The organism is Paenibacillus sp. FW126-R14, from assembly GCF_058789495.1.
This window is the reverse complement of the sequence record NZ_JBYTBS010000084.1, coordinates 1-19535: the sequence shown is the minus strand read 5'-3', so window position 1 is coordinate 19535 and position 19535 is coordinate 1. Positions and strand designations below refer to the sequence as shown.

General features: G+C 51.3%; 16 protein-coding genes. All 16 read right to left on the bottom strand.

Going from position 1 to position 19535, the window contains the following annotated elements; genetic code table 11:
• Positions 1 to 122: 122 nt before the first annotated feature.
• The 16 genes from AC3WRW_RS30815 to AC3WRW_RS30740 all read right to left on the bottom strand — a co-directional run bounded on the left by AC3WRW_RS30815 (position 123) and on the right by AC3WRW_RS30740 (position 19369).
• On the bottom strand, positions 123 to 818 hold the full coding sequence (locus tag AC3WRW_RS30815) for a YdcF family protein (protein ID WP_492550034.1): 696 nt from the start codon (positions 816 to 818) through the stop codon (positions 123 to 125).
• Positions 790 to 1482 (bottom strand): alpha/beta hydrolase, encoded by a 693-nt coding sequence (locus AC3WRW_RS30810; RefSeq protein WP_492550033.1) that lies wholly within the window; start codon positions 1480 to 1482, stop codon positions 790 to 792. Before AC3WRW_RS30810 ends, AC3WRW_RS30815 begins: the two co-directional genes overlap by 29 nt.
• A gap of 54 nt (positions 1483 to 1536) precedes the next feature.
• The gene (locus AC3WRW_RS30805; protein ID WP_492550032.1) at positions 1537 to 2238 is read right to left on the bottom strand and encodes a peptidylprolyl isomerase; all 702 of its coding nucleotides are present in this window, start codon (positions 2236 to 2238) and stop codon (positions 1537 to 1539) included.
• 45 nt (positions 2239 to 2283) lie between these two features.
• Positions 2284 to 4878, bottom strand: coding sequence for a transglycosylase domain-containing protein (locus AC3WRW_RS30800; protein ID WP_492550031.1), 2595 nt, complete (start codon positions 4876 to 4878; stop codon positions 2284 to 2286).
• 142 nt (positions 4879 to 5020) lie between these two features.
• Complete coding sequence (gene hfq / locus AC3WRW_RS30795; protein WP_274468252.1) at positions 5021 to 5260, bottom strand: RNA chaperone Hfq; 240 nt, start codon at positions 5258 to 5260, stop codon at positions 5021 to 5023.
• 66 nt (positions 5261 to 5326) lie between these two features.
• Positions 5327 to 6295, bottom strand: a complete 969-nt coding sequence (gene miaA, locus AC3WRW_RS30790) for a tRNA (adenosine(37)-N6)-dimethylallyltransferase MiaA (protein ID WP_492550030.1) — start codon at positions 6293 to 6295, stop codon at positions 5327 to 5329.
• The gene (locus tag AC3WRW_RS30785) at positions 6289 to 7065 is read right to left on the bottom strand and encodes a class I SAM-dependent methyltransferase (RefSeq protein ID WP_492550029.1); all 777 of its coding nucleotides are present in this window, start codon (positions 7063 to 7065) and stop codon (positions 6289 to 6291) included. The genes miaA and AC3WRW_RS30785 overlap by 7 nt, the downstream gene beginning before the upstream one ends.
• 4 nt (positions 7066 to 7069) lie before the next feature.
• A complete protein-coding gene (gene mutL / locus AC3WRW_RS30780) occupies positions 7070 to 9091 on the bottom strand; it encodes a DNA mismatch repair endonuclease MutL (protein WP_492550028.1) in 2022 nt (673 codons plus the stop codon).
• A gap of 5 nt (positions 9092 to 9096) precedes the next feature.
• Complete coding sequence (locus tag AC3WRW_RS30775) at positions 9097 to 10536, bottom strand: S41 family peptidase (RefSeq protein ID WP_492550027.1); 1440 nt, start codon at positions 10534 to 10536, stop codon at positions 9097 to 9099.
• A 31-nt stretch (positions 10537 to 10567) separates the two neighbouring features.
• Positions 10568 to 13204 carry a DNA mismatch repair protein MutS gene (mutS, locus tag AC3WRW_RS30770; RefSeq protein WP_492550026.1) on the bottom strand — a complete coding sequence of 879 codons (2637 nt, stop codon included), beginning with the start codon at positions 13202 to 13204 and terminating at the stop codon, positions 10568 to 10570.
• A 205-nt stretch (positions 13205 to 13409) separates the two neighbouring features.
• Positions 13410 to 14879: a putative amidoligase domain-containing protein gene (locus AC3WRW_RS30765; RefSeq protein ID WP_492550025.1), complete on the bottom strand. Its 1470-nt coding sequence runs from the start codon at positions 14877 to 14879 to the stop codon at positions 13410 to 13412.
• 108 nt (positions 14880 to 14987) lie between these two features.
• Positions 14988 to 15554, bottom strand: coding sequence for an outer spore coat protein CotE (gene cotE, locus AC3WRW_RS30760; RefSeq protein ID WP_492550024.1), 567 nt, complete (start codon positions 15552 to 15554; stop codon positions 14988 to 14990).
• Positions 15555 to 15667: 113 nt separating this feature from the next.
• Entirely contained in the window at positions 15668 to 16627 is a 960-nt protein-coding gene (locus AC3WRW_RS30755; protein WP_492550023.1) for an aromatic acid exporter family protein, read from the bottom strand.
• Between the two features lie 68 nt (positions 16628 to 16695).
• On the bottom strand, positions 16696 to 17538 hold the full coding sequence (locus AC3WRW_RS30750; protein ID WP_492550022.1) for an ABC transporter permease: 843 nt from the start codon (positions 17536 to 17538) through the stop codon (positions 16696 to 16698).
• The gene (locus AC3WRW_RS30745; protein ID WP_492550021.1) at positions 17535 to 18305 is read right to left on the bottom strand and encodes an ABC transporter ATP-binding protein; all 771 of its coding nucleotides are present in this window, start codon (positions 18303 to 18305) and stop codon (positions 17535 to 17537) included. The genes AC3WRW_RS30750 and AC3WRW_RS30745 overlap by 4 nt, the downstream gene beginning before the upstream one ends.
• Before the next feature lie 47 nt (positions 18306 to 18352).
• On the bottom strand, positions 18353 to 19369 hold the full coding sequence (locus tag AC3WRW_RS30740) for an ABC transporter substrate-binding protein (RefSeq protein WP_492550020.1): 1017 nt from the start codon (positions 19367 to 19369) through the stop codon (positions 18353 to 18355).
• Between the last annotated feature and the right edge of the window lie 166 nt (positions 19370 to 19535).

Genomic DNA, 19535 nt, shown 5'->3' with positions numbered 1-19535 from the left:
CTATGTACTTCCGCCACCTCGCGGTGTACTAGAGACTTTCACTCATTAGTCCATTGCGCTGCCAAGCGCACAAAAAGCATGGCCTGTGCGGCGCTTGTCCGCATTCAGGTCATGCTTTTCTTCTAGATGCCTGCTTTGAGCAGCAGCTTCGTCCATATCCACTTCGTATAAGCAAGCGTTTCTCTGAGTTCATGGTAAGGCATGAAAAGCACCTTGGACTTGGTCGATGAAACGAGGGGATCTTTCAATCCGACCGTTTCGGCGATATCTAACGACCGAGAACCATGATAGGAGTGCGTCATGATGATGGAGCTCACAAGACCTTGCTCGTCCATTATTTGCTTAGAGAATAACAAATTCTCATACGTGCTGGTCGCCCGGGGCTCGATCAGAATACTTTTGACGGGAATCCCTTTGTTCACCAAATAATTGCGCATGCCCTCCGCTTCTGTCAGTTTGGAGCCGTTATGATCCAGTCCGCCGCTAACGATCAACTGCTTGAATTTCCCCTGATTATACAAATCCAAGGCCAAATCAAGCCGTTCCTGCAGACCGGGACTTGGAATATCCTGGCGCAAGGACGCTCCCAGCACAATGCCGACATCAACCTGCTTGGGCAGTGCTTGATCCGGAGCTACTTGCACCTTCCACTGGACATATACGATCCAGGCCAATCCGATAAGGAACACAACGACAATCGTTCGAAACAGATTAACCAGCGTCCGGTAGAGCCCCGACTTCCGTGCAGGCTTGCTTGCTTTTTTCCCTTTCGGGGAAACCGTTCGTTGTTTACGGTTCATATTTGCTTTTGCCGTCATCCGTATACTCCTTATCCAAAAATGCGCTAACTTGACGAAACAACACGGCCGCATCGTCACTATGGCAAATGAGGTGATTGGATCTGGGATGCCAGTGAATCTCCCGTTGACCTCTCACTTTCCTATAAATGTAGCGCGCACTTTGTGGATGAATCACATGATCCCTCTCGGATTGTGCAATCAAAGTAGGAATGCTCACCTGACTTAACTCAGGCTTTAAATTGCGAACTAACCGGGTAAACTGCCAAGCGGCGCTTAACGGCGTTGATTTGGCTTTGGTTAGCGATATTTTCCTTTGATATTTCCATTCGTTGCGCATCTCTTCAAGCATGCGGCCGGGACTTACGTAAATAACGGCTGCGTTCAATAAAATAAGCCGGCGGACCGGATATCTCACGGATAAATAGGCAGCAAGCAGTCCCCCCATGGAGAAACCCACCATATCGAATTGGCCATAGTCCCGGGTCATCTCTTCCGCCTGCTCTTCAGCCGCCCTTACCCAATCTTCCCAGCGGGTTGACTTCAATTGGTGATAAGAATCCCCATGCCATGGTAGCTCCGGTACTTTACATAGTTGGCCGCGTTCACGCAAATGCCGAGCTAACGGCTCCACCTCGTAAGGCCCGCCTGTAAATCCGTGGAACAATAAACAGGGCTGTTTCACCCGGCATCCCTCCAATCTTGTACCCCGGTTATACGCTCTTGCAGCTAATGTATTCTATTTCTCTTTAATGGTGATAGCGTTGATCGTTACTTTTTCTTTAGGCTTGCTCGGCGTGGACTCTCCGCCCATTTCTACCGGCGTATCGGCAATTTTCGCAATTGTTGCCATCCCCTCCTGCGTCACTTTCCCGAAAATGGTGTAGTTCGGCATTTGGTTCAAATTCGCGCAATCAGCACCCGAACAGATAAAGAATTGGCTGCCGTTCGTATTCGGACCGGAATTGGCCATGGCAACAATGCCTGGTTCATATTTGTGCGTTGTTTTGAGCTCATCCGCGAACTTATAACCAGGTCCGCCCATGCCCGTGCCTTGCGGATCGCCCGTTTGAATCATGAACGATTTGATAATCCGGTGGAACGTCACATTGTTATAGAACCCTTCTTTGGATAAAAACACAAAGTTGTTGACGGTTTTTGGCGCATCTTTAGCGAAAAGATCGATCGTAAACGAGCCTTTCGACGTCGTGACGTCCGCTTGATACGTTTTGTTCGTATCGATGGTCATGTCAGGCGCTTTGCTCCATTGTTTCGCCGTTGGCGTCGCCCCAGGCGAAGCGGCTGCCGGCGCCGTAGCGCCGCTTTTCGGCGTTGCCGTCCCGCCGGCCGTTTCTGTCGGCTTATTTCCGCAAGCGGATGCAAGCAGCGTTAGTGCGATCAGTGTGAGCGGCAAAAGTTTTTTTGTTTTAGACAAGTTCATTGTGAGATCCTCCATCTTATCGTGGGTTCAAATTGGAAACTAATCTTACTGCTGCTTGGGAGCATTGGTCTGGCCCTCACTCTGATTGCCGTCCTTCGGTTTCTCCGTCGTTCCATCTGCCGGCTTACTATTGGTCGGCGCTGGCGGTGGCGTCGGGCTTGGCCGCGTGCTTGGACTCGGATTCGGATTCGGATTCGGATTCGACTCCGGCTTGCCCGTATTGCCCGGCGACGGCGTAGGCGTAGGCTTCGTACCAGGAGACTGCGTCGGATTCGACGTATCCTTCCCATTGCCGCCTGGCGAAGGGGTTGGCGACACGCCCGGCGACGGCGTCGGTTTCATTCCTTCCGGAAGTGTTTCATCCTTCGGAATTTCCACAGCGGCCACATTCGACTTAGCGCCTTCTACATTCGTGTCTACGCTGAACGGAACCACATAATATTGATACGCTTCCCCGCTGTATACCGACGAATCAGTCACGGAAGGCACAGGCGATTGCGTCAGCAGCTTGGCATCCGTTTCCTTGGAGCCTTTGCGGTAAACATTATAATTCGTCTTATTATCGCCAAGCGCTGTCCATGTTAGTTTAACAGATTTCTTATCGATCTCATACACGGCCGAAAGATCCGTAATACCGGTTGGCGTTTCGGTCGGCGTAGGCACGTTGTCAGGCTTCACAAAGTTCGTGACAGGACGGCCATCCAGCGACTTGGACATGATCTCTTTGAAAATAGCGGCCGTGCTTCCGCTGCCGACGGTAACATAGTGCTTCGCGTCAACCTTATCGAAGCCCTCCCATACGGCTGCCGTCCATTCCGGCGTATAGCCGACGAACCAGACGTCACGGTCATATTTCTCGATGCCCTTGATATCCAAACCTGTTGTGCCTGTTTTACCTGCGACAGGACGATTGAATTTCGCCTTGGTACCTGTACCTCCCGGCTCAATAACGCCTTGCAGAAGAAGCGTCAAATAATAAGCCGTTTTCGGCTGAATCACTTGTTTCTTCTCCGGCTTGTAAGCGGCGATTTCTTTCCCTTGCGTGTCCGTAATGCGAAGGATGGCATGGGTTTTATTCATTACCCCTTGGTTCGCGAAGACGGAATAAGCCGTCGCCATTTGCAGAGGGGAAACGCCATCCGTAAGACCGCCAAGGGCGATCGCCAAGTTTCTGTCTTTCTGCGGATTCAGCTGGATGCCCAGCTTCTTGGCAAACTCCATGCCGGTGGAAACGCCGATTTTATCCAGCAACCAGACGGGAGCCAAGTTATATGACTTTTTCACCGCTTCAAGCATCGTGACTTGACCATGCGTCACACGGTCATAGTTGCGTGGCGAATAGGTTCCATTCCCGAATGTGGTTTGCGAATCATCCATCATCGAGTACGGCGTGTAATCTCCGCTATCCAGTGCGGGACCGTATGCGGCGATTGGCTTGAAGGACGAGCCTGGCTGCCTTTTGGAATAAATACGGCTGAATCCACGAGATTTGTAGTCCCGGCCTCCGATCATCGCCATCAAGCCGCCTGTTTTATTATCGACAATGACCATGGCGCTTTGAATTTTCTGACCGTCGGAAGCATCGTTCTGGAAAAAGCTCGGATTCGCGTACGTATCTTCCATAATTTTTTGAGCGTTCGGATTCATCGTCGTATAGATGCGGTAACCCTTCGTCAACAATTCATCTTCATCAATACCGTACATGTCTTCCGCTTCGTTCATCACGTAATCGACATAGCTGGCATAATCTTTCGTACTTTGAGCAGACGCAGTAGGCGGCACATAATCCACAGCGGCAGCTTCTGCGCGTTCGGCTTCCGTAATATAGCCTTGATCCGCCATCAATTTGAGGACGACAGCCCGGCGATCTTTGGACAGATCCGGATTCGCTAACGGCGAATATCTCGATGGCGCTTTTGGCAAAGCAGCAAGTGTCGCCATTTCCCAGAGCTTCAAATCATTTAGATTAGACTTGCCGAAGTATACTTTGGCAGCCGCTTTAATGCCGTACGCGTTGCTGCCAAAGAAAATACGATTCAAGTAGCGCTCTAGAATTTCATCTTTCGTGTACTTTTCATCCAGCGCAAAAGCGATGGACATCTCCGTTCCTTTGCGGAAGGCGGTTTTCTCGGAGCTGAGGAACACGTTTTTGGCCAGCTGCTGGGTAATGGTGCTTCCGCCCTCGACCGCGCTCATATGAACAACGTCTTTGACGAGCGCCCGGCCAATCGCCCAGAAGTCGACACCGGAATGCTGCTCGAACCGGCGATCTTCGGTCGCAATAAACGCCTGCTTCAAGCGTTCCGGAACGTCTTTAATTTTCACGCTTTCGCGGTTCTCGCCTTTATAAATTTTGGCAATTTCCGTTGCCGGCTTATCCTTGCCTTCTTCCTGCGCATAGATCAGTGTCGATTCGGTCGTCGTTTCGATTTTATCGATGTTCGTCTCCAGAATCTTAAAGCCGTTCATAATAACGACAATATAAATAGCCATCGCACAGATGAATGCCAAAATCGTTGCTATAATAGAACCCAAAATTAATTTGCGGAAGCTAAACTTCTTCTTTTTAGAGCCTTTCTTCTTGCCTTGCGGTTTCGTCTTGGCGTTCGTAGCAGGCTGTTTGTTCGTAGGTTTCTCCAAATCCACCGACTCCCTCGTTGTACTATTCTTTATCTGTTTACCAACAAAAGAACAACCTTATACAAGGTTGCTCCACAAGTTTATATTCGGTTAGACGGTTCAGTCCATTAAAAAGTTGCAAAGCCAAAGAAGTAGAGGAATATTATTCCGCAGCTTCCGTAGCAGCCATTAGGGAAACGGCACGTTGCGGCGTGAAGGTGGAAATGGCGTGCTTGTACACCATTTGCTGACGGCCTTCGCTGTCAATGATGATCGTGAAATTGTCAAAAGCGCGGATAAGCCCTCTGATTTGGAACCCATTCGTTAGATAAACGGTTACGGGAATACTTTCTTTGCGAAGTTGATTTAAAAAATTGTCCTGAATATTGATGGATCGGTTCATCAGTAGGTCCCCCTTAATGGAATGAAACTATCGCCGGACGGCGCTATTTTCTAGTGGTCATATTTGTTAAGTATATTCAATTTTATGTACAAACTTTCCTGCTAGTATATCACTAATCTTCGAGAAATGGGCAGAAAAATTTGCCGGCTCCGTCACATCCACCCACTCTATATCATTCATATGCCGGAACCAGGACAGCTGGCGCTTGGCAAAACGGCGTGTATCCCGCTTCAGCAGCGTGACAGCCTCCTCCAGGGTTAGCTCGCCTTCCAGATAGCTGACGATTTCTTTGTAGCCGAGTGCCTGCATGGAAATAGCCTGCTTCGGACAACCCGCATCCAGAATCGATTGAACTTCTTCCACGAGTCCCTCTTGCATCATCGCGTCGATCCGTTCCTCAATACGCTTATATAAGAGAGCGCGGTCCATTGTCAATCCAATGATACATAGTTCGTAAGGAGATTCTTTTTTCTGGGCGGCCAAATGCGATGTCATCGTCTCACCGGAGACATGATAAATTTCCATAGCCCGGATGACCCGTCTGCGGTCATTGGCATGAAGCCGGTCTGCGCTTTCCGGATCAATCTCTCGCAGCTTCAGGTGCAGGGCTTCGTCGCCATGCGCTATGGCGTATGCCTCCTGTTCGAGGCGGAATGCCTCATCCATGCTCACTTCCGTAAATTGGTAATTATAGCATACAGACTCAATATAAAGTCCTGTACCTCCAACGATAAAAGGAAGCTTTCCACGCGAGTGGATGTCAAGAATCAGTTGTTTCACCCGCTCTTGAAATTCCGCTGCCGAGAACGGATAGGAAGGATCATGAATATCGATTAAATGATGTGGAACTAGAAGCTGTTCGGCTTCGCTCGCTTTCGCTGTTCCAATATCCATCCCCCGGTACACCTGCATGGAATCTCCGGAAATAATTTCGCACCCGAACTTCTGGGCGATTTCTAAACTAAGCTTGGTCTTGCCAACTGCCGTGGGACCAAGAAGCACGAGTAATTTCGGCTTGGCTGATGGGGCTAACACAGTCGAATCACTCCATACGTTGTTTTGGTCGTCGATCGTAAAACATGCTCAAATCCGAGACGGGCAAATTCGCTGCTGTCGCGATTTTCTTTGAGCACAATGCTTTTGCGTGCAACACGCTTGGCCTCCTCGATAGAAGCCAAAGAGACTGCCTCATCGTTCGCATTTCTTCGAAGATGGGAAATCGCCTGCGATTCTTCAATGGGACTGCGAAACATCGGATCAAAATAAACAACATCGACACTTTGAGAAGCTAATTGCTTCAAATAAGCAAGATGATGATGCTTTCTGACCCTAATGCGCCTCATAGCCTCATTAAGCTCCGCCACCTCCGACTCGTAAAGCGCTAAGCCTTCTTGAATCAGCATGGCCGGAATTGCTTCGCTTTCTACGGCAGTGACACTTCCCTGCGCGCCGACTGCGAAGGAGAATACGATCGAATCTGACGCTAAGCCTGCTGTACAATCCACGATGACATCGCCAAGTGCCGTACCGGAAGCTTCAATCAATAAGTCTGATTCGCCTCTGAGCATGCGTTTCACGCGGACGAGTGCCATGCTGGGATGGAAAAAAGCAGCAGGATGGTCATCTTCATAGTACCTGATCTCATCTCTAGTCACAAGCAGAAGGGCATGATCCTTATAATTTTTCCTAAGATGTTCCAAAGAATACTTCCGCCGTGGGACGACTCGGCCGCCATATTCCACAGCCAGCCGCCCTGCTTTCTCGATAATTTCACCCGACGGGTTATACGAAGTCGTTACAATCACGGGATTACATCACTCGCTTAAACATTTTTTCCAGTTCATAGGTCGTAAAACTGACGACGATCGGTCGTCCATGCGGACACGTATACGGATTCCAGCAGCCGGAAAGACGATCGATGAGCGTCTCCATCTCCAGAACGCTAAGCCCTTGATTCGCTTTGATTGAAGCTTTGCAGGAACACATAATCGCTGCTTTCTCTCTCAGTTTGGCGATATCAACGGCCTTCTTCTCGCTCAGCACCCATTCGCACATTTCTTCGACGATCCCCTTCTCTTCCCCTGAAGGAAACCAATGCGGATGAGCGCGTACCAAGAACGTATTTCCACCGAAAGATTCCATAAAAACGCCGGCTTGCTCAAACAGGGACAATCTTTCCGAAAGAATCCCCGCCTCGGACGGCGTAAACTCCAGTGTAATCGGAACGAGCAATTCTTGGCTTGCCTCAGCAGGATTGCCAAAACGCTCGTAGTAATATTCATAATTGATTCGCTCATGTGCGGCATGCTGGTCAATCAGGTACAGACCTTCCTCGTTCTGTGCAATCAAGTAGGTCCCGTGCATTTGACCGATGGGATCCAATCTTGGAAAAGCAGGCAGCTTAGGCGCATCGCTATTCTCATTGGATGGCAGCAAATCCATGAAAGCTTCGTTCGTTCGGCGCTGCTGCTGAATCGAAACCTGTCTCGGATTGGCCGCAGGAGGCGAATACGTGTTAACAGGTGGCGTTGAAGAGCGCGTGGAGTAGGAATAGGATGCTCCCGTACTAGGCGAACTCTTCGGAATCTCAGTAGAAGGCGACCATGATTTAGGCTCTGTCATCCTTGCCGCCGGTTCAAAGATCGGCTTCTGCTCCGGTTTGTAGGCTGTAAAGCTTTCCTTAATTTGAACCCGCGAAGCATCCGGTTCTTCCATAATCTCCGGTGCTTTCGCAGCGGTAGAAGGCGCTCCTGTTACAGGTTCAATCGTCCGCGTAAGATCAAGCTGCTCCTGTATGTAGGCCCCTTTCGGAGCGGACGGCTTATTCCCCGTCGGTATCAGAACTTGCCGGCCAAACAGCCGCTTCACCTCCGACTCGATCAACGCCGTCAGTTCCGCTTCTTTGCTGAAGCGGACTTCAAGCTTGGATGGATGCACGTTCACATCCACCAGAGAAGGATCCATCCCGATTTGCAGCACGGCGACCGGGAAGCGGTTGATCGGCAGCAGGGTATGGTACCCCTGCAGCAGCGCTTGATTCAGTGCGAAATTGCGGACGTATCGGCCATTGACAATGGTCGATATGCCGCCGCGGTTCGCGCGCGTCATTTCGGGCTTCGCCACGAAGCCCGTGATGGTGTAATCCAAGCTGTCGACTTGGATAGGCAGCATTTGCTTGCCGATGGCCGTGCCATAAATACCGGCTATGACCTGCAGCAAATCGCCGTTGCCCAGCGTTTGCAGCAGCATGTTGCCATTGTGCTTGAGCGAGAAGGCGATGCCAGGGTGAGCCAGAGCTAACCGGTACATATAATCCGAGATATGCCCCAGCTCTGTTTGGATGGTCTTCATGTATTTGAGGCGCGCCGGCGTGTTATAAAATAAATCCCTTACCGTCACTTCGGTCCCGCGTGAAGCCGCCGTTTCTTCAACGGTGCGAATCGTGCCTCCTTCGATGGAGATTTTCCGCCCCAGGCCGTCATTGGCAGAGCTTGTAACGCATTCTAGACGGGACACCGACGCTATACTTGGCAGCGCCTCGCCGCGAAAGCCCAGCGTACGGATAGAAAACAAATCTTTGCTCGTCGCAATTTTGCTTGTCGCATGCCGCTGAAAAGCTAATTCGCAATCTTCCAGCGCCATTCCCGTCCCGTTATCCGCTACGCGAATGAGCTGCAGTCCGCCTTCTTCGATGGTCACGTCAATTCGCGTGCTTTCCGCATCGACCGAGTTCTCAACAAGCTCTTTGACCACGGAGGAAGGGCGTTCCACCACTTCCCCTGCCGCGATCTGGTTCGCGATATGCTCGCTTAAAAGCTGGATTTTACCCATATCGCCTAGTTCCCCTTTGCAACGCGGATGGAAACATTTTCTCCCTGATCATTCACTTGCAGCTGCGGGAAATATTGGGCGAACAGGTCGACATTGACGTAGCTCGTTCCATTCTCAATAATGAGCTTGTCCGCTTCAACCGGGATGGCGTGAGTCCCTTTGCTGTCGGAAATATCGACCGTCCGGTTCGCGTCATTCCATGTGATGGTTGCCCCGACCAAAGCCGCTAACCCGCGGGATGTCGCGTAAAATTTCCCATTTTCATGGAAGCTGCCAAATCCGCTTCCGACTTCAACACCGTTGTACTTCACGGAGTGCTTGGAAATTTCAACTTGCACATCGGGGATGCCTGCCGTATGCAAGGCGGTAATCAATTGCGCAGCCGGACCGTCGACTTTGATATCAGGCGTGATCCCGACTTTATTCACTTTGCGCTTGTTCGGCGTTAAATACTCTTCAATCGTCACTTTGAGCGCACTTTTGTTATCCAATTGATACAGCTGTTGGACGCTGCCTTTCCCGTACGTCTGCATGCCGATTACCTTGGCAACGTTATAATCCTGCAATGCGCCGGAAAGTACTTCCGATGCGCTCGCGCTATTTTCGTTTGCTAAAATATATACAGGAATGGGTAAAGTAGTCCCGCCTTGTATAAGCACAGGATCATCAGTCCCATTGCGGTCTCTCGTATGAATGAGCACTCCGTCTTTCACAAAATGCTTCGCAATGTTCTGCGCCGTATCCAAAAGACCGCCAGGGTTATTGCGCAAATCTATAATCAGCGTTTTCAAACCATTTGCTTGCAGAGCGGCAAGCTGGGTATCGAAATCTTCATCCGCATCACTGGAAAAATCGGTAATTTGAATGTACCCTACCCCATTGCTGAAGCTGCTGCTGTATACTTCCGGCACGTTAACCCCTTTGCGCGTGATTTCGACGGTCAATTCCTTGTCTCCGCGCTGAACCGTAACCTTCACTTTCGTTCCTTCCACGCCGATGATTTTGTTGCGCACTTCGTCAATTGAGGTCGTTGAAGCGGGAACGCCATCAACAGCACGTACATAGTCATCCCGCTGCAAGCCAGCGATCTCGGCAGGCGAGCCGGCGAACACTTCCGATAAGTACACACCTTGATCATCAAGTCCGATACGGGCACCCATACCGACATAATTATTTTCCAAAGAGTTGGTGAACTGGCTGTATTCCTCTTGGCTAAAGAAAACCGTATAAGGATCTTTCAGCCCTTCGATCATTTGTTTAATGCTTTGACCGGCCAAAGCTTCTTCCGTCACTCCGCTAACATGCAGCTTTCCAATGATTTCTCTGACTTGCATGGTTTGCAAATCCTCTTTCGCGAATGCGGCATTGACAGGCATTGCCATCATAAGAGCAGACGCGAGAGCTAGCGTTACTTTCATTGCTTTCAATTTCGGCTTGTTTTTCATATGCGTCTCTCCTTGGGGATTAGTATGAAAATTATTGCAGCTTTTGTTTCCATTCGTAAACTAAATTGAGCGCCTGCAGCGGCGTCATATTGATTAAGTCAATGCCCTTCAGCTGGTCGAGCACCTGCTGGGATTTGGCGTCCGGCTTCTTCTTGCCGGACGCTGCCGCCGTGCCCTCCTCCTCGAAGAGGGACAGCTGCTGTATCGGGGCGGGCGCAGGGGCGGGAACCGCCACAGCCGCCACAGCCGCGGCGGCAACCTGGGCTGCGCCCGCCGCCCGCTCTTCAAAGCCATTCAGCAGCTCATACGAACGCTGAATGATCGCATCCGGCAGCCCGGCGATTTCGGCACAATAGATGCCGTAGCTCGTACTGGCTGCCCCGGGGATGAGCTTGCGCAGGAAGGTCACCTGCCTGCCGCTCTCTTTGACCGCCATGCAGTGATTGCGCAAATGGCGGAGGCTTTCTTCCAAGTGGGCGAGCTCATGGAAGTGGGTCGACACGAGCGTCTTGCAGCCTATACGGTCATGCAGAAACTCGATGACGGCCTGCGCGATCGCCATGCCTTCTCCCGTTGATGTGCCGCGGCCGAGCTCGTCGATGATGACAAGACTCTTGCTCGTCGCTTTCTCCGTCATCACTTGGATGTCCATCATCTCGACCATGAACGTACTCTGCCCGCCGATCAAGTCATCGGCCGCGCCGATCCGCGTGAAGATCCGGTCCGTGACCGGAATGCGCGCGGAGCGGGCCGGAACGAAGCAGCCGATCTGCGCCATCAGGCAGATCACGGCAACCTGCCGCATATATGTACTCTTGCCGGCCATGTTCGGGCCGGTAATGAGCAGAATGCGGCCCTGCTCTCCTTCCAGGCGCGTATCGTTCGCGATGAACGAGCCGTCTTGTATGACCGCCTCCACCACGGGGTGGCGGCCTTCTTCAATGTGGAGATCGAAGCCTTCGCCGATCTCCGGCTTGCGGAAGTGCTGCGCCGCGCTGACGGCGGCCAACGATTGGTACACGTCGGCGGTCGCGATCACTTCCGCCAGCTTCTGCAATCTGGAGATATGCTGGGAAATCCGGTCGCGAAGCTCCGTGAACAGCTCATACTCCAGATCGATCATTTTATCCTGCGCTTCCAGAATGAGCGCTTCTTTCTCTTTCAACTCAGGGGTCACATAGCGTTCGGCATTCGCCAGAGTCTGTTTGCGCTCATATCGGCCTTCTTGCAGCGCCGACATATTCGCTTTGGTTACCTCGATGAAATAACCGAACACTTTGTTATAGCCGATCTTGAGCGACTTGATGCCCGTCGCTTCCCGCTCCTGGCGTTCCAGCTCGGCGATCCACTGTTTCCCGTTCGTGCTTGCCTCGCGCAGTTGATCCAGATAAGGCTGATAACCTTCGCGAATCATCCCGCCATCCCGGATCGAGACCGGAGGCTCGTCCACAATTGCGTTACCAATCCAAGACATGACATCATCGCAGACGTCCATATTCTCGACTAGCTTGCGAAGCGTTTCGGAGCCGGATTGTGCGCATACGGCTTGCAGCAGCGGAACTTGCTGCAAGGAGTGCTTCAGTGCGACCATATCGCGGGCATTCGCATTGCCATAAGATATCCGCGCGACGAGCCGCTCCAAATCGTAAACTTCCTTCAAAGCTTGCTTCACATCATCGCGTACGATGAGCTGATTGTAGAGCAAGTTAACAGCTTCCAGCCGCTCTTCGATGCGCGTCACGCTCATGAGCGGCTTCTCGATCCAGCGGCGCAGCATGCGTGCGCCCATCGCCGTTACCGTTTTGTCGAGGAGCCAAAGCAGGGAACCTTTTTTCGCCCGCTCGCGGACCGTCTCTACTAATTCAAGATTTCTGCGCGTAAACGGATCCATCGTCATGAATTGATCGGGTTCGTAAACCCTAATGTGCTTCACGTGGGTAAGCGCGCGTTTTTGCGTTTCTTTCAAATACGCCAGCAGCAAGGCCACACCATTCCGATTCAGCGGGGATAAGCCGGAGAGAGAGGAGTCTTCCGCAAAATGCTCATCGAGCAATTTCTCGTCTGACAGCGTCCATTCGGTTAATACCGTACTGCGTCCCCAAGTTACCCCGGATTCGCGAATTGTCGTTAAAAGCGCCGCATCCGTAATAATCTCGGAAGGGTTATACACATTAAGCTCATCGGCAACAAACTCCCAGGATGGCGCTAATTTCGTCGTATACAGCTCGCCTGTTGAAATATCGCATGCCGTAAAGGCATAGCCTTCTTCGCGGGACACCAATGACACAATGTAGTTATTGCTGGATTCGCCAAGCAGCTTGCTGTCCATGACGGTTCCCGGCGTTACAATCCGCACGATTTCGCGGCGAACAACGCCTTTGGCTTCGGCCGGATCTTCGACCTGCTCACAAATGGCGACTTTGTAGCCTTTCTCGATTAACCGGGACATATAGTTCTCTGCCGAGTGGTGCGGCACGCCGCACATCGGGATTTTCTCGTCTGCTCCGCCTTCTCTTCCGGTTAACGTTATTTCCAGCTCGCGGGAAGCATTGATGGCATCTTCAAAAAACATTTCATAGAAATCACCCAGACGAAAAAACAAAAAAGCATCCGGGACTTGCGCCTTCACGGCCAAGTATTGCTGAATCATCGGCGTATATTGGGCCACCTTGCGTTCCTCCAACCAATCACTTATTCAATCTAACCCTATGAAACTCCATATTTCATTTTCATAGACATACAGGCATATTCATCCAAGGCAGCAGCCGCTAAAGGCCCCTCTCGTCCCAAACATCCTGCCTCTTAGGCAGCATGCATACGGACCTGCGAGCCTCTAGCGATTGCCTATCTTTCATCTTCATATAGATACTCTATTATAACATGATTCCTTCTTCAATTGCTTCTTTACGGTTGTACGGGGCAATTTTCCATGCTTTACGAATGTCGTCTCTTTCGTTCCACGGTTCCATGGATACCATTCTTGCCCGGAACCGGTCCAAAACGGCAGCGTGTACCTCATAGCCTTTCAACTGCACAATATCCTGCCAAAGCCTGTCAACTACTTTATGGAGCCGCAGTTTATCCCCGCGATAATATGCCGCCTCGATCTCCGGGTCCTGCAGCGGCTGCTTGGTAAGGAGCCAGTAGTTATCGGCAATGAGCGCGGCAAGCGCGAAGACGCCGCGCGTAATCAGAGGCGATTGCATCCAGCTCGGCAGGGTGCGGTACTCGAAGCCCCCGTGCGATTTCTTGCGAAAATCGCCGAGAAAACCATACCTCGGGCGGCGCTGACGCGTTGTATCGCCCTCAATCAAGATCAAAGGCAGCGCGAGGTAGTTATCGAGCGAGCGCAGGAGATGAACGTTCAGCCAGCAGCGGCTGAAGTGAATATGTCCGCCGAGGGGATACCCTCCCACCGGCATGCCGCCCGAGAGCCACGCCAGGCTCTCGTCCGTGATGGAACGCGCGGCAAGCCCCATCGCAGCCTGCAGGTTCTTCACCAGCTCGCGCGGCTCTGTGCTTGGCTGCGGGCGCAGCTCCGCCAGCGGCAGAATGAGGCGGTGTCCGCTAAGCACGATCGCGTCGCAGGCGACTTCGCCTTCTCTTGTCAGAAAGCGGTCAGCGAACACGACTTGGCCTTGCGGACTCAGCAGCAGAAACTCGGGATCGGTCCCTAACATTACCCGCTCCTTGCGCCGCACCTCCTTGGCGAGTGCAAGCTCATACCGGTCAATAGCCTGCGCGAACAGCTGCGTCAGCTTGGCATTCAGTTTCGGTACTGGATCAACGTCCAGTACGAGTGTGTGCCCGGTTGGCAGCACGCCGATGGTGACAAGGCCGTAATCCAAACCAAGCGCATAAATGGCCTTCACTGCTTCACGGCTTGCTCTGCGCACATGAAAGCCGGCCCGGTCGGGCGTCACTTCGATGTAAGCGGAATTCCCGTTTGCTTGACGTTGATCCAGCAGAGCCCGCTCGGACAGAAGCAGCGTTTCTTTTTTTTCATAGACGATAAGCGTCTGTAAATGAAAGACGGCTACCTTATACTTGTGGGTAAACGTTATCCGTTCATCCTTCACTAGACCGCGCTTCTTAAGCGATAGAGGGGTCTTCAAGCCATGCAGCGCAAGGCGTTCATCACGCTTCACGCCTGCCTTGGCCCTCAAAATCGCTTTAATGGGCTGCAGCGCCTGTTTCTCGGGCCATTCATCATGAGCAGCCCCCCAGTGAATAACGATGCGGCCTCCCCAATCTTCTGGAAGAGCGGTGCCGCTGGGAATTTGAATGAGCCCCGCCAGCTCCAGCGCTTCTTTCTCTTGTGCGTGCAGCAAAAATGATTCCATTCGCCTTTGCCCCTTCTCGTTTGCCCAAATATGTCCAGAAAACAAAAAAGAGGGCAAATGCCCTCTGCCGAACCTGGAACGCCAGCATACACTGGCGTATAAGGTTCATTAACCTAAATCATCCTCAAGAAGTTCGGCATCGAGATCCTCGAAATCTCCGTCGCCGCTATCATCGAAGTCCACATGTTTGTCGTCGAAGTCTCCAGGACCGTACGGGCTGACGATGACAAACACTTTCGTTTCCGCAATGAGTTCGACTTGGAACTCGCGCTCCACCCGAATGACTACGCTGTCGCCGCTTGACGCGATACTGGCTTCTACGCAGTTTGGCTCTTGCGTTGCGACAGCAGATACTTCAGCTGTCATCGGCTTATGTTTTTTGTCCAAGTAGCTTAGTCCAACGACTTCTACGTACGAAACGGTTTCTTTTGCTACGTCTGTTTTCGTGTTGCGATCGTAAGAATACCAGATGTTGATATCGTAAGTACCAACTACCTCTACGCCCTCTCCGGATTGGATCGCCTCGAATTGGTTATTAATAATCCAAGCGCCCAATATACTGGTCGGAGAAAAGGGCGGCGTCACGGTATGACTTACATGTGAAAATTTGCGACCTTTACCGCAGACAGCTTTCGTAATGATCTCTCTGCTTTGCAAATCTTTATCTAATGACATCCTTTCAACCTCCTCCATACAATCATTCATTACAAGTGTATGCAGGACATTAGTCTAGAGTGACAACTATTTTATATATTTTTATTGTTTAAAAATAGGGATATCTGTTAGAGTCAACCCGCCTCCGGGCGGTGTTTTTTTTTTTTTTTGGCAATGGCTAAATAGTGCATCAGCTCCCGGTTAAGCTGCAAAATCGCCGATCGGACCTCGAATTCTTCGCGGCTTTCCGGCAGCGGCATCCTTTTATAACGGGCATCCAGCTCTTGCAATTCTTTCTCGGCTAGCCCTGTATAATAGTCTTCCTTTACAGTTTGGCTAATATCTTCAAGGATCTTTGCGAGCAGCTCTCCCTGCGGCAAAGTCTGATATACATGGGCGACCAGGACGATCATCCGGTGAATCGACTCCAACTGCTCGCCTCTCATAAAGAAATAAACCCGCCAGTACGAATCGCCTCCGAAAATTAGCGTATTGTCCATCGCCCTTTTGGCGAGACTGGCCCCCTGATCGATCTCTTCGCTGACCTCCAATAGCTCTTTACCGTCCCAAATGACGGAGTTATCCCGCAGATGCTTAGCCATATTTACAAATATGCTCGAAAATAAATCCTCTACTCTTTTTTTATGCGCTACCATCGCTTTATCTGCCTTGGGCATGTAAGCAATATTGATCAACGTCGCTGTTCCTAGTCCGATTAGAAGCAGCAGCATTTCGTTCAAAACCGATGTCCAGCCGGCATCCTCGTAAGCGAACAAATGCAGCATCACGACTGCTCCCGTCACTGTGCCCTCCGAAATCCGCAGGCGGTGCAGCAGTGGAAACACTAGGAGCACGAAGAGCACGATAACCCACACATGAAAGCCGAACAGCTTAAACAGCAAGGTTCCCATCAACAGTGCGAGCATAGATGCAGCTATGCGGTGAAGCGCGCTTTGAATTCCTTTTTTCTTTGTCACCTCGATGCCGAGAATAGCGAGCAGCCCTGCAGCGGCGGGCGTTTTGATCCCGAATGCATGCGCGAGATACATCGCGATTCCGACGGCAAGGGCGGTTTTGAGCACGCGAAAGCCCATAGCGTTTCACCTCTTTGCTGGTTGTACTATGGGCTCATTATTTCATTTTGATTGCAAAGTGGCAAGCTTTACCGGTGTTTTGTCAATCTTTTTTCCAACTTGGAAACGATCTGGTACATGAAGGTCGCAACAATCGCAATGACAAACAAGGTGGAAATGACTAGCGTAAAATTAAACACTTGAAAGCCATATATAATTAAGTACCCGAGACCCATTTGCGAGACTAGAAACTCCCCTACAATGACGCCGACCCACGCTAAGCCAACGTTCACTTTCAAGGTGGACACAATCGCCGGAAACGATGCGGGCAGGATAACTTTTTGGAATACCTTCCTCTTCGTCCCTCCGAATAAGGAAACGACCTTCACATAATTATGATCAACCTCTTTGAAGCTGCCATATACGACAAGCGTTGTAATGATGACCGTAATTGAAAGGGTAGTCGCGATGATGGAGAGCAATCCTGGCCCTAATCCTACGATAAAAAGCGGACCCAGCGCGACCTTAGGCATACTGTTGATGACGACGATATACGGGTCGAGTACTCTGGACAGAAACGGCGACCACCAGATCACGACGGCCAAGGCTGTGCCGAATAGCGTGCCCAGTGCAAAGCCGATGATCGTTTCCACGACCGTAACGCCGACATGAGGCAGCAGGCTCCCGTCCAGCAGTTTATCCCCGAGCAGCTTAAATACTTTTGTCGGATAGCTAAAAAGGAGCACATCGATCCATTTTAAACGGGCCGCCACTTCCCACAGGGCAAAAAACACGACGAGAATGACGATTTGTGCGAGCCTTACTTGTCTCGTTTCCTTCTTTCTGGCATGGGCAAATTGGCGGTGAACCCGTTTGATAAGCGAATCTTCAACAGCTATAGGTTGAGCCGGTTGGGGTTGTTTTTCTTTCATGCGTCATGCCCTCCAAACTCCTGCCAAATCAATCGGAAGAGCGCGTGGAATCCGGGCAGCTCCCGTGCTTCGAAAGGTACTGCTTTGCGGATTTCTTCCGGAATCAGAAACTCTTGGCGAATCCGGCCCGGATTAGGATCCAACACGATAATACGATCACTCATCGCGATAGCCTCTGAAATATCATGCGTGACAAGGACCGCCGTTTTCCCCTTGGCTTGCAGCGTTTCTACAACCAAATCCTCCAATTGAAGCTTGGTTTGATAATCCAGCGCGGAGAACGGCTCATCCAGCAGCAGCAGCTCAGGCTCCATCGCTAGCGTGCGGACCAAAGCTACCCGTTGGCGCATCCCCCCGGACAGCTGCGAAGGATAGTAATCCTTGAAGCTGTACAGACCCATCTCCTCCAGCAAGCTTAACACGCCTTGTTTGTTTTCTTTCGTTAACTGCCCGGCAATCTCCAAACCGATGCAGGCATTATCTTCGATTGTCCGCCAAGGGAACAGATAGTCCTGCTGCAGCATATAGCCGACCTTTGTGGACGGACCGTGTACGGGCTTTCCCGCGACAGCCACGGTGCCGGCCGTTGGCCGAATAAGGCCGGCGATGATCGACAAGAGAGTCGTCTTCCCGCAGCCGCTTGGGCCAATGAGACTGACGAACTCACCATGCGCAACGGTCAAATTGATTCCCTGCACAGCGAGTGTCGCCCTCTCCTCGGTCACGTAGACTTGTGTCACGTCTTTCACCGTAACAGCTGTTTCCATGTTTGCACTCCCCTCTCGCCCTCATCTCCGCCTACGCCAATTCACGCTTACGGTTGTTTTACGGTTGTTTTTGCTTTTTCCGCGTACGTGTTGTTCACCAGCGTTTTCCAGGCCACTTTCTGTTTCAGCTCTCCTGCGGAAGTCATCACATCCAGCAAATTGTTCCATTCCTGCTCATCGACGATCCCGTCTGTCGCAAAGGAGCCTTGATCCTTATAGCGCTTCACGACGCTTTTCACGATCTCTACATCGATATCTTTAAAATACGGCAGCACCGCGTTCGTAATTTCATCCACGCTTTTCGCGGCAACCCACAGCTGTGCACGTTGGATCGCATTCGCAAACTTCTGGACCGTATCCGGGTTTTGCTTCATGAAGCTCTGTTTTGCCATGAAAACCGTGTACGGCAAATGTCCGCTCTCTACGCCGAACGAAGCGACAACAAAGCCCTTGCCTTCTTTCTCGACGATCGACGCCTGCGGTTCAAAAAGCTGAACATATTCCCCGGTTCCTGACGAATACGCCGTCGCGATATTGGCGAACTCAATATTTTGAATGAGCTGGAGATCCTTCTGCGGATCAATATTGTGTTTCTTGAGCGTGAACTCCCCCGCCATTTGCGGCATTCCGCCTTTTCTTTGACCGAGGAAAACAGAGCCTTTGAGTGAATTCCAATCAAATGAATCCACTTTCTTGCGGGCCACCAGGAAGGTGCCGTCCGTTTGCGTTAACTGCGCAAAATTAATGACCGGATCATCCGAGCCTTGCTGCGACACGTAAATGGACGTTTCCGAGCCGACTAGCGCCACGTCGATGGCGTTCGAGAGCAGAGCCGTCATCGTTTTATCGCCGCCGGGTGTTGTCGTGAGCTCTACATCAAGTCCTTCATCCTTGAAAAAGCCTTGCGACAGCGCTACATACTGCGGTGCGTAAAATAAGGATCGCGTCACTTCGCCAATGCGAACCTTGGTTGTTTCCGTGCTTTTCGATCCACAGGCCGAAACGATGCTGCTGAGCAGCAGGACAGCGGATAAGGCAACTCCCCATCTTTTCCGAATCTTCATACAACGTCCCTCCGATAAAAGTAGTCCTTTATCCTATGCAGGAGCCCAGAAGTCGGTTAACGGCAACCTTGATGAAAAGCGGTTACAGCACAATCGAGTAGGCCCATGCGCATTTGCATGGGCCTCTCACAGATCCGGACATGCGGGTCATCGCATCCGGCTCCTC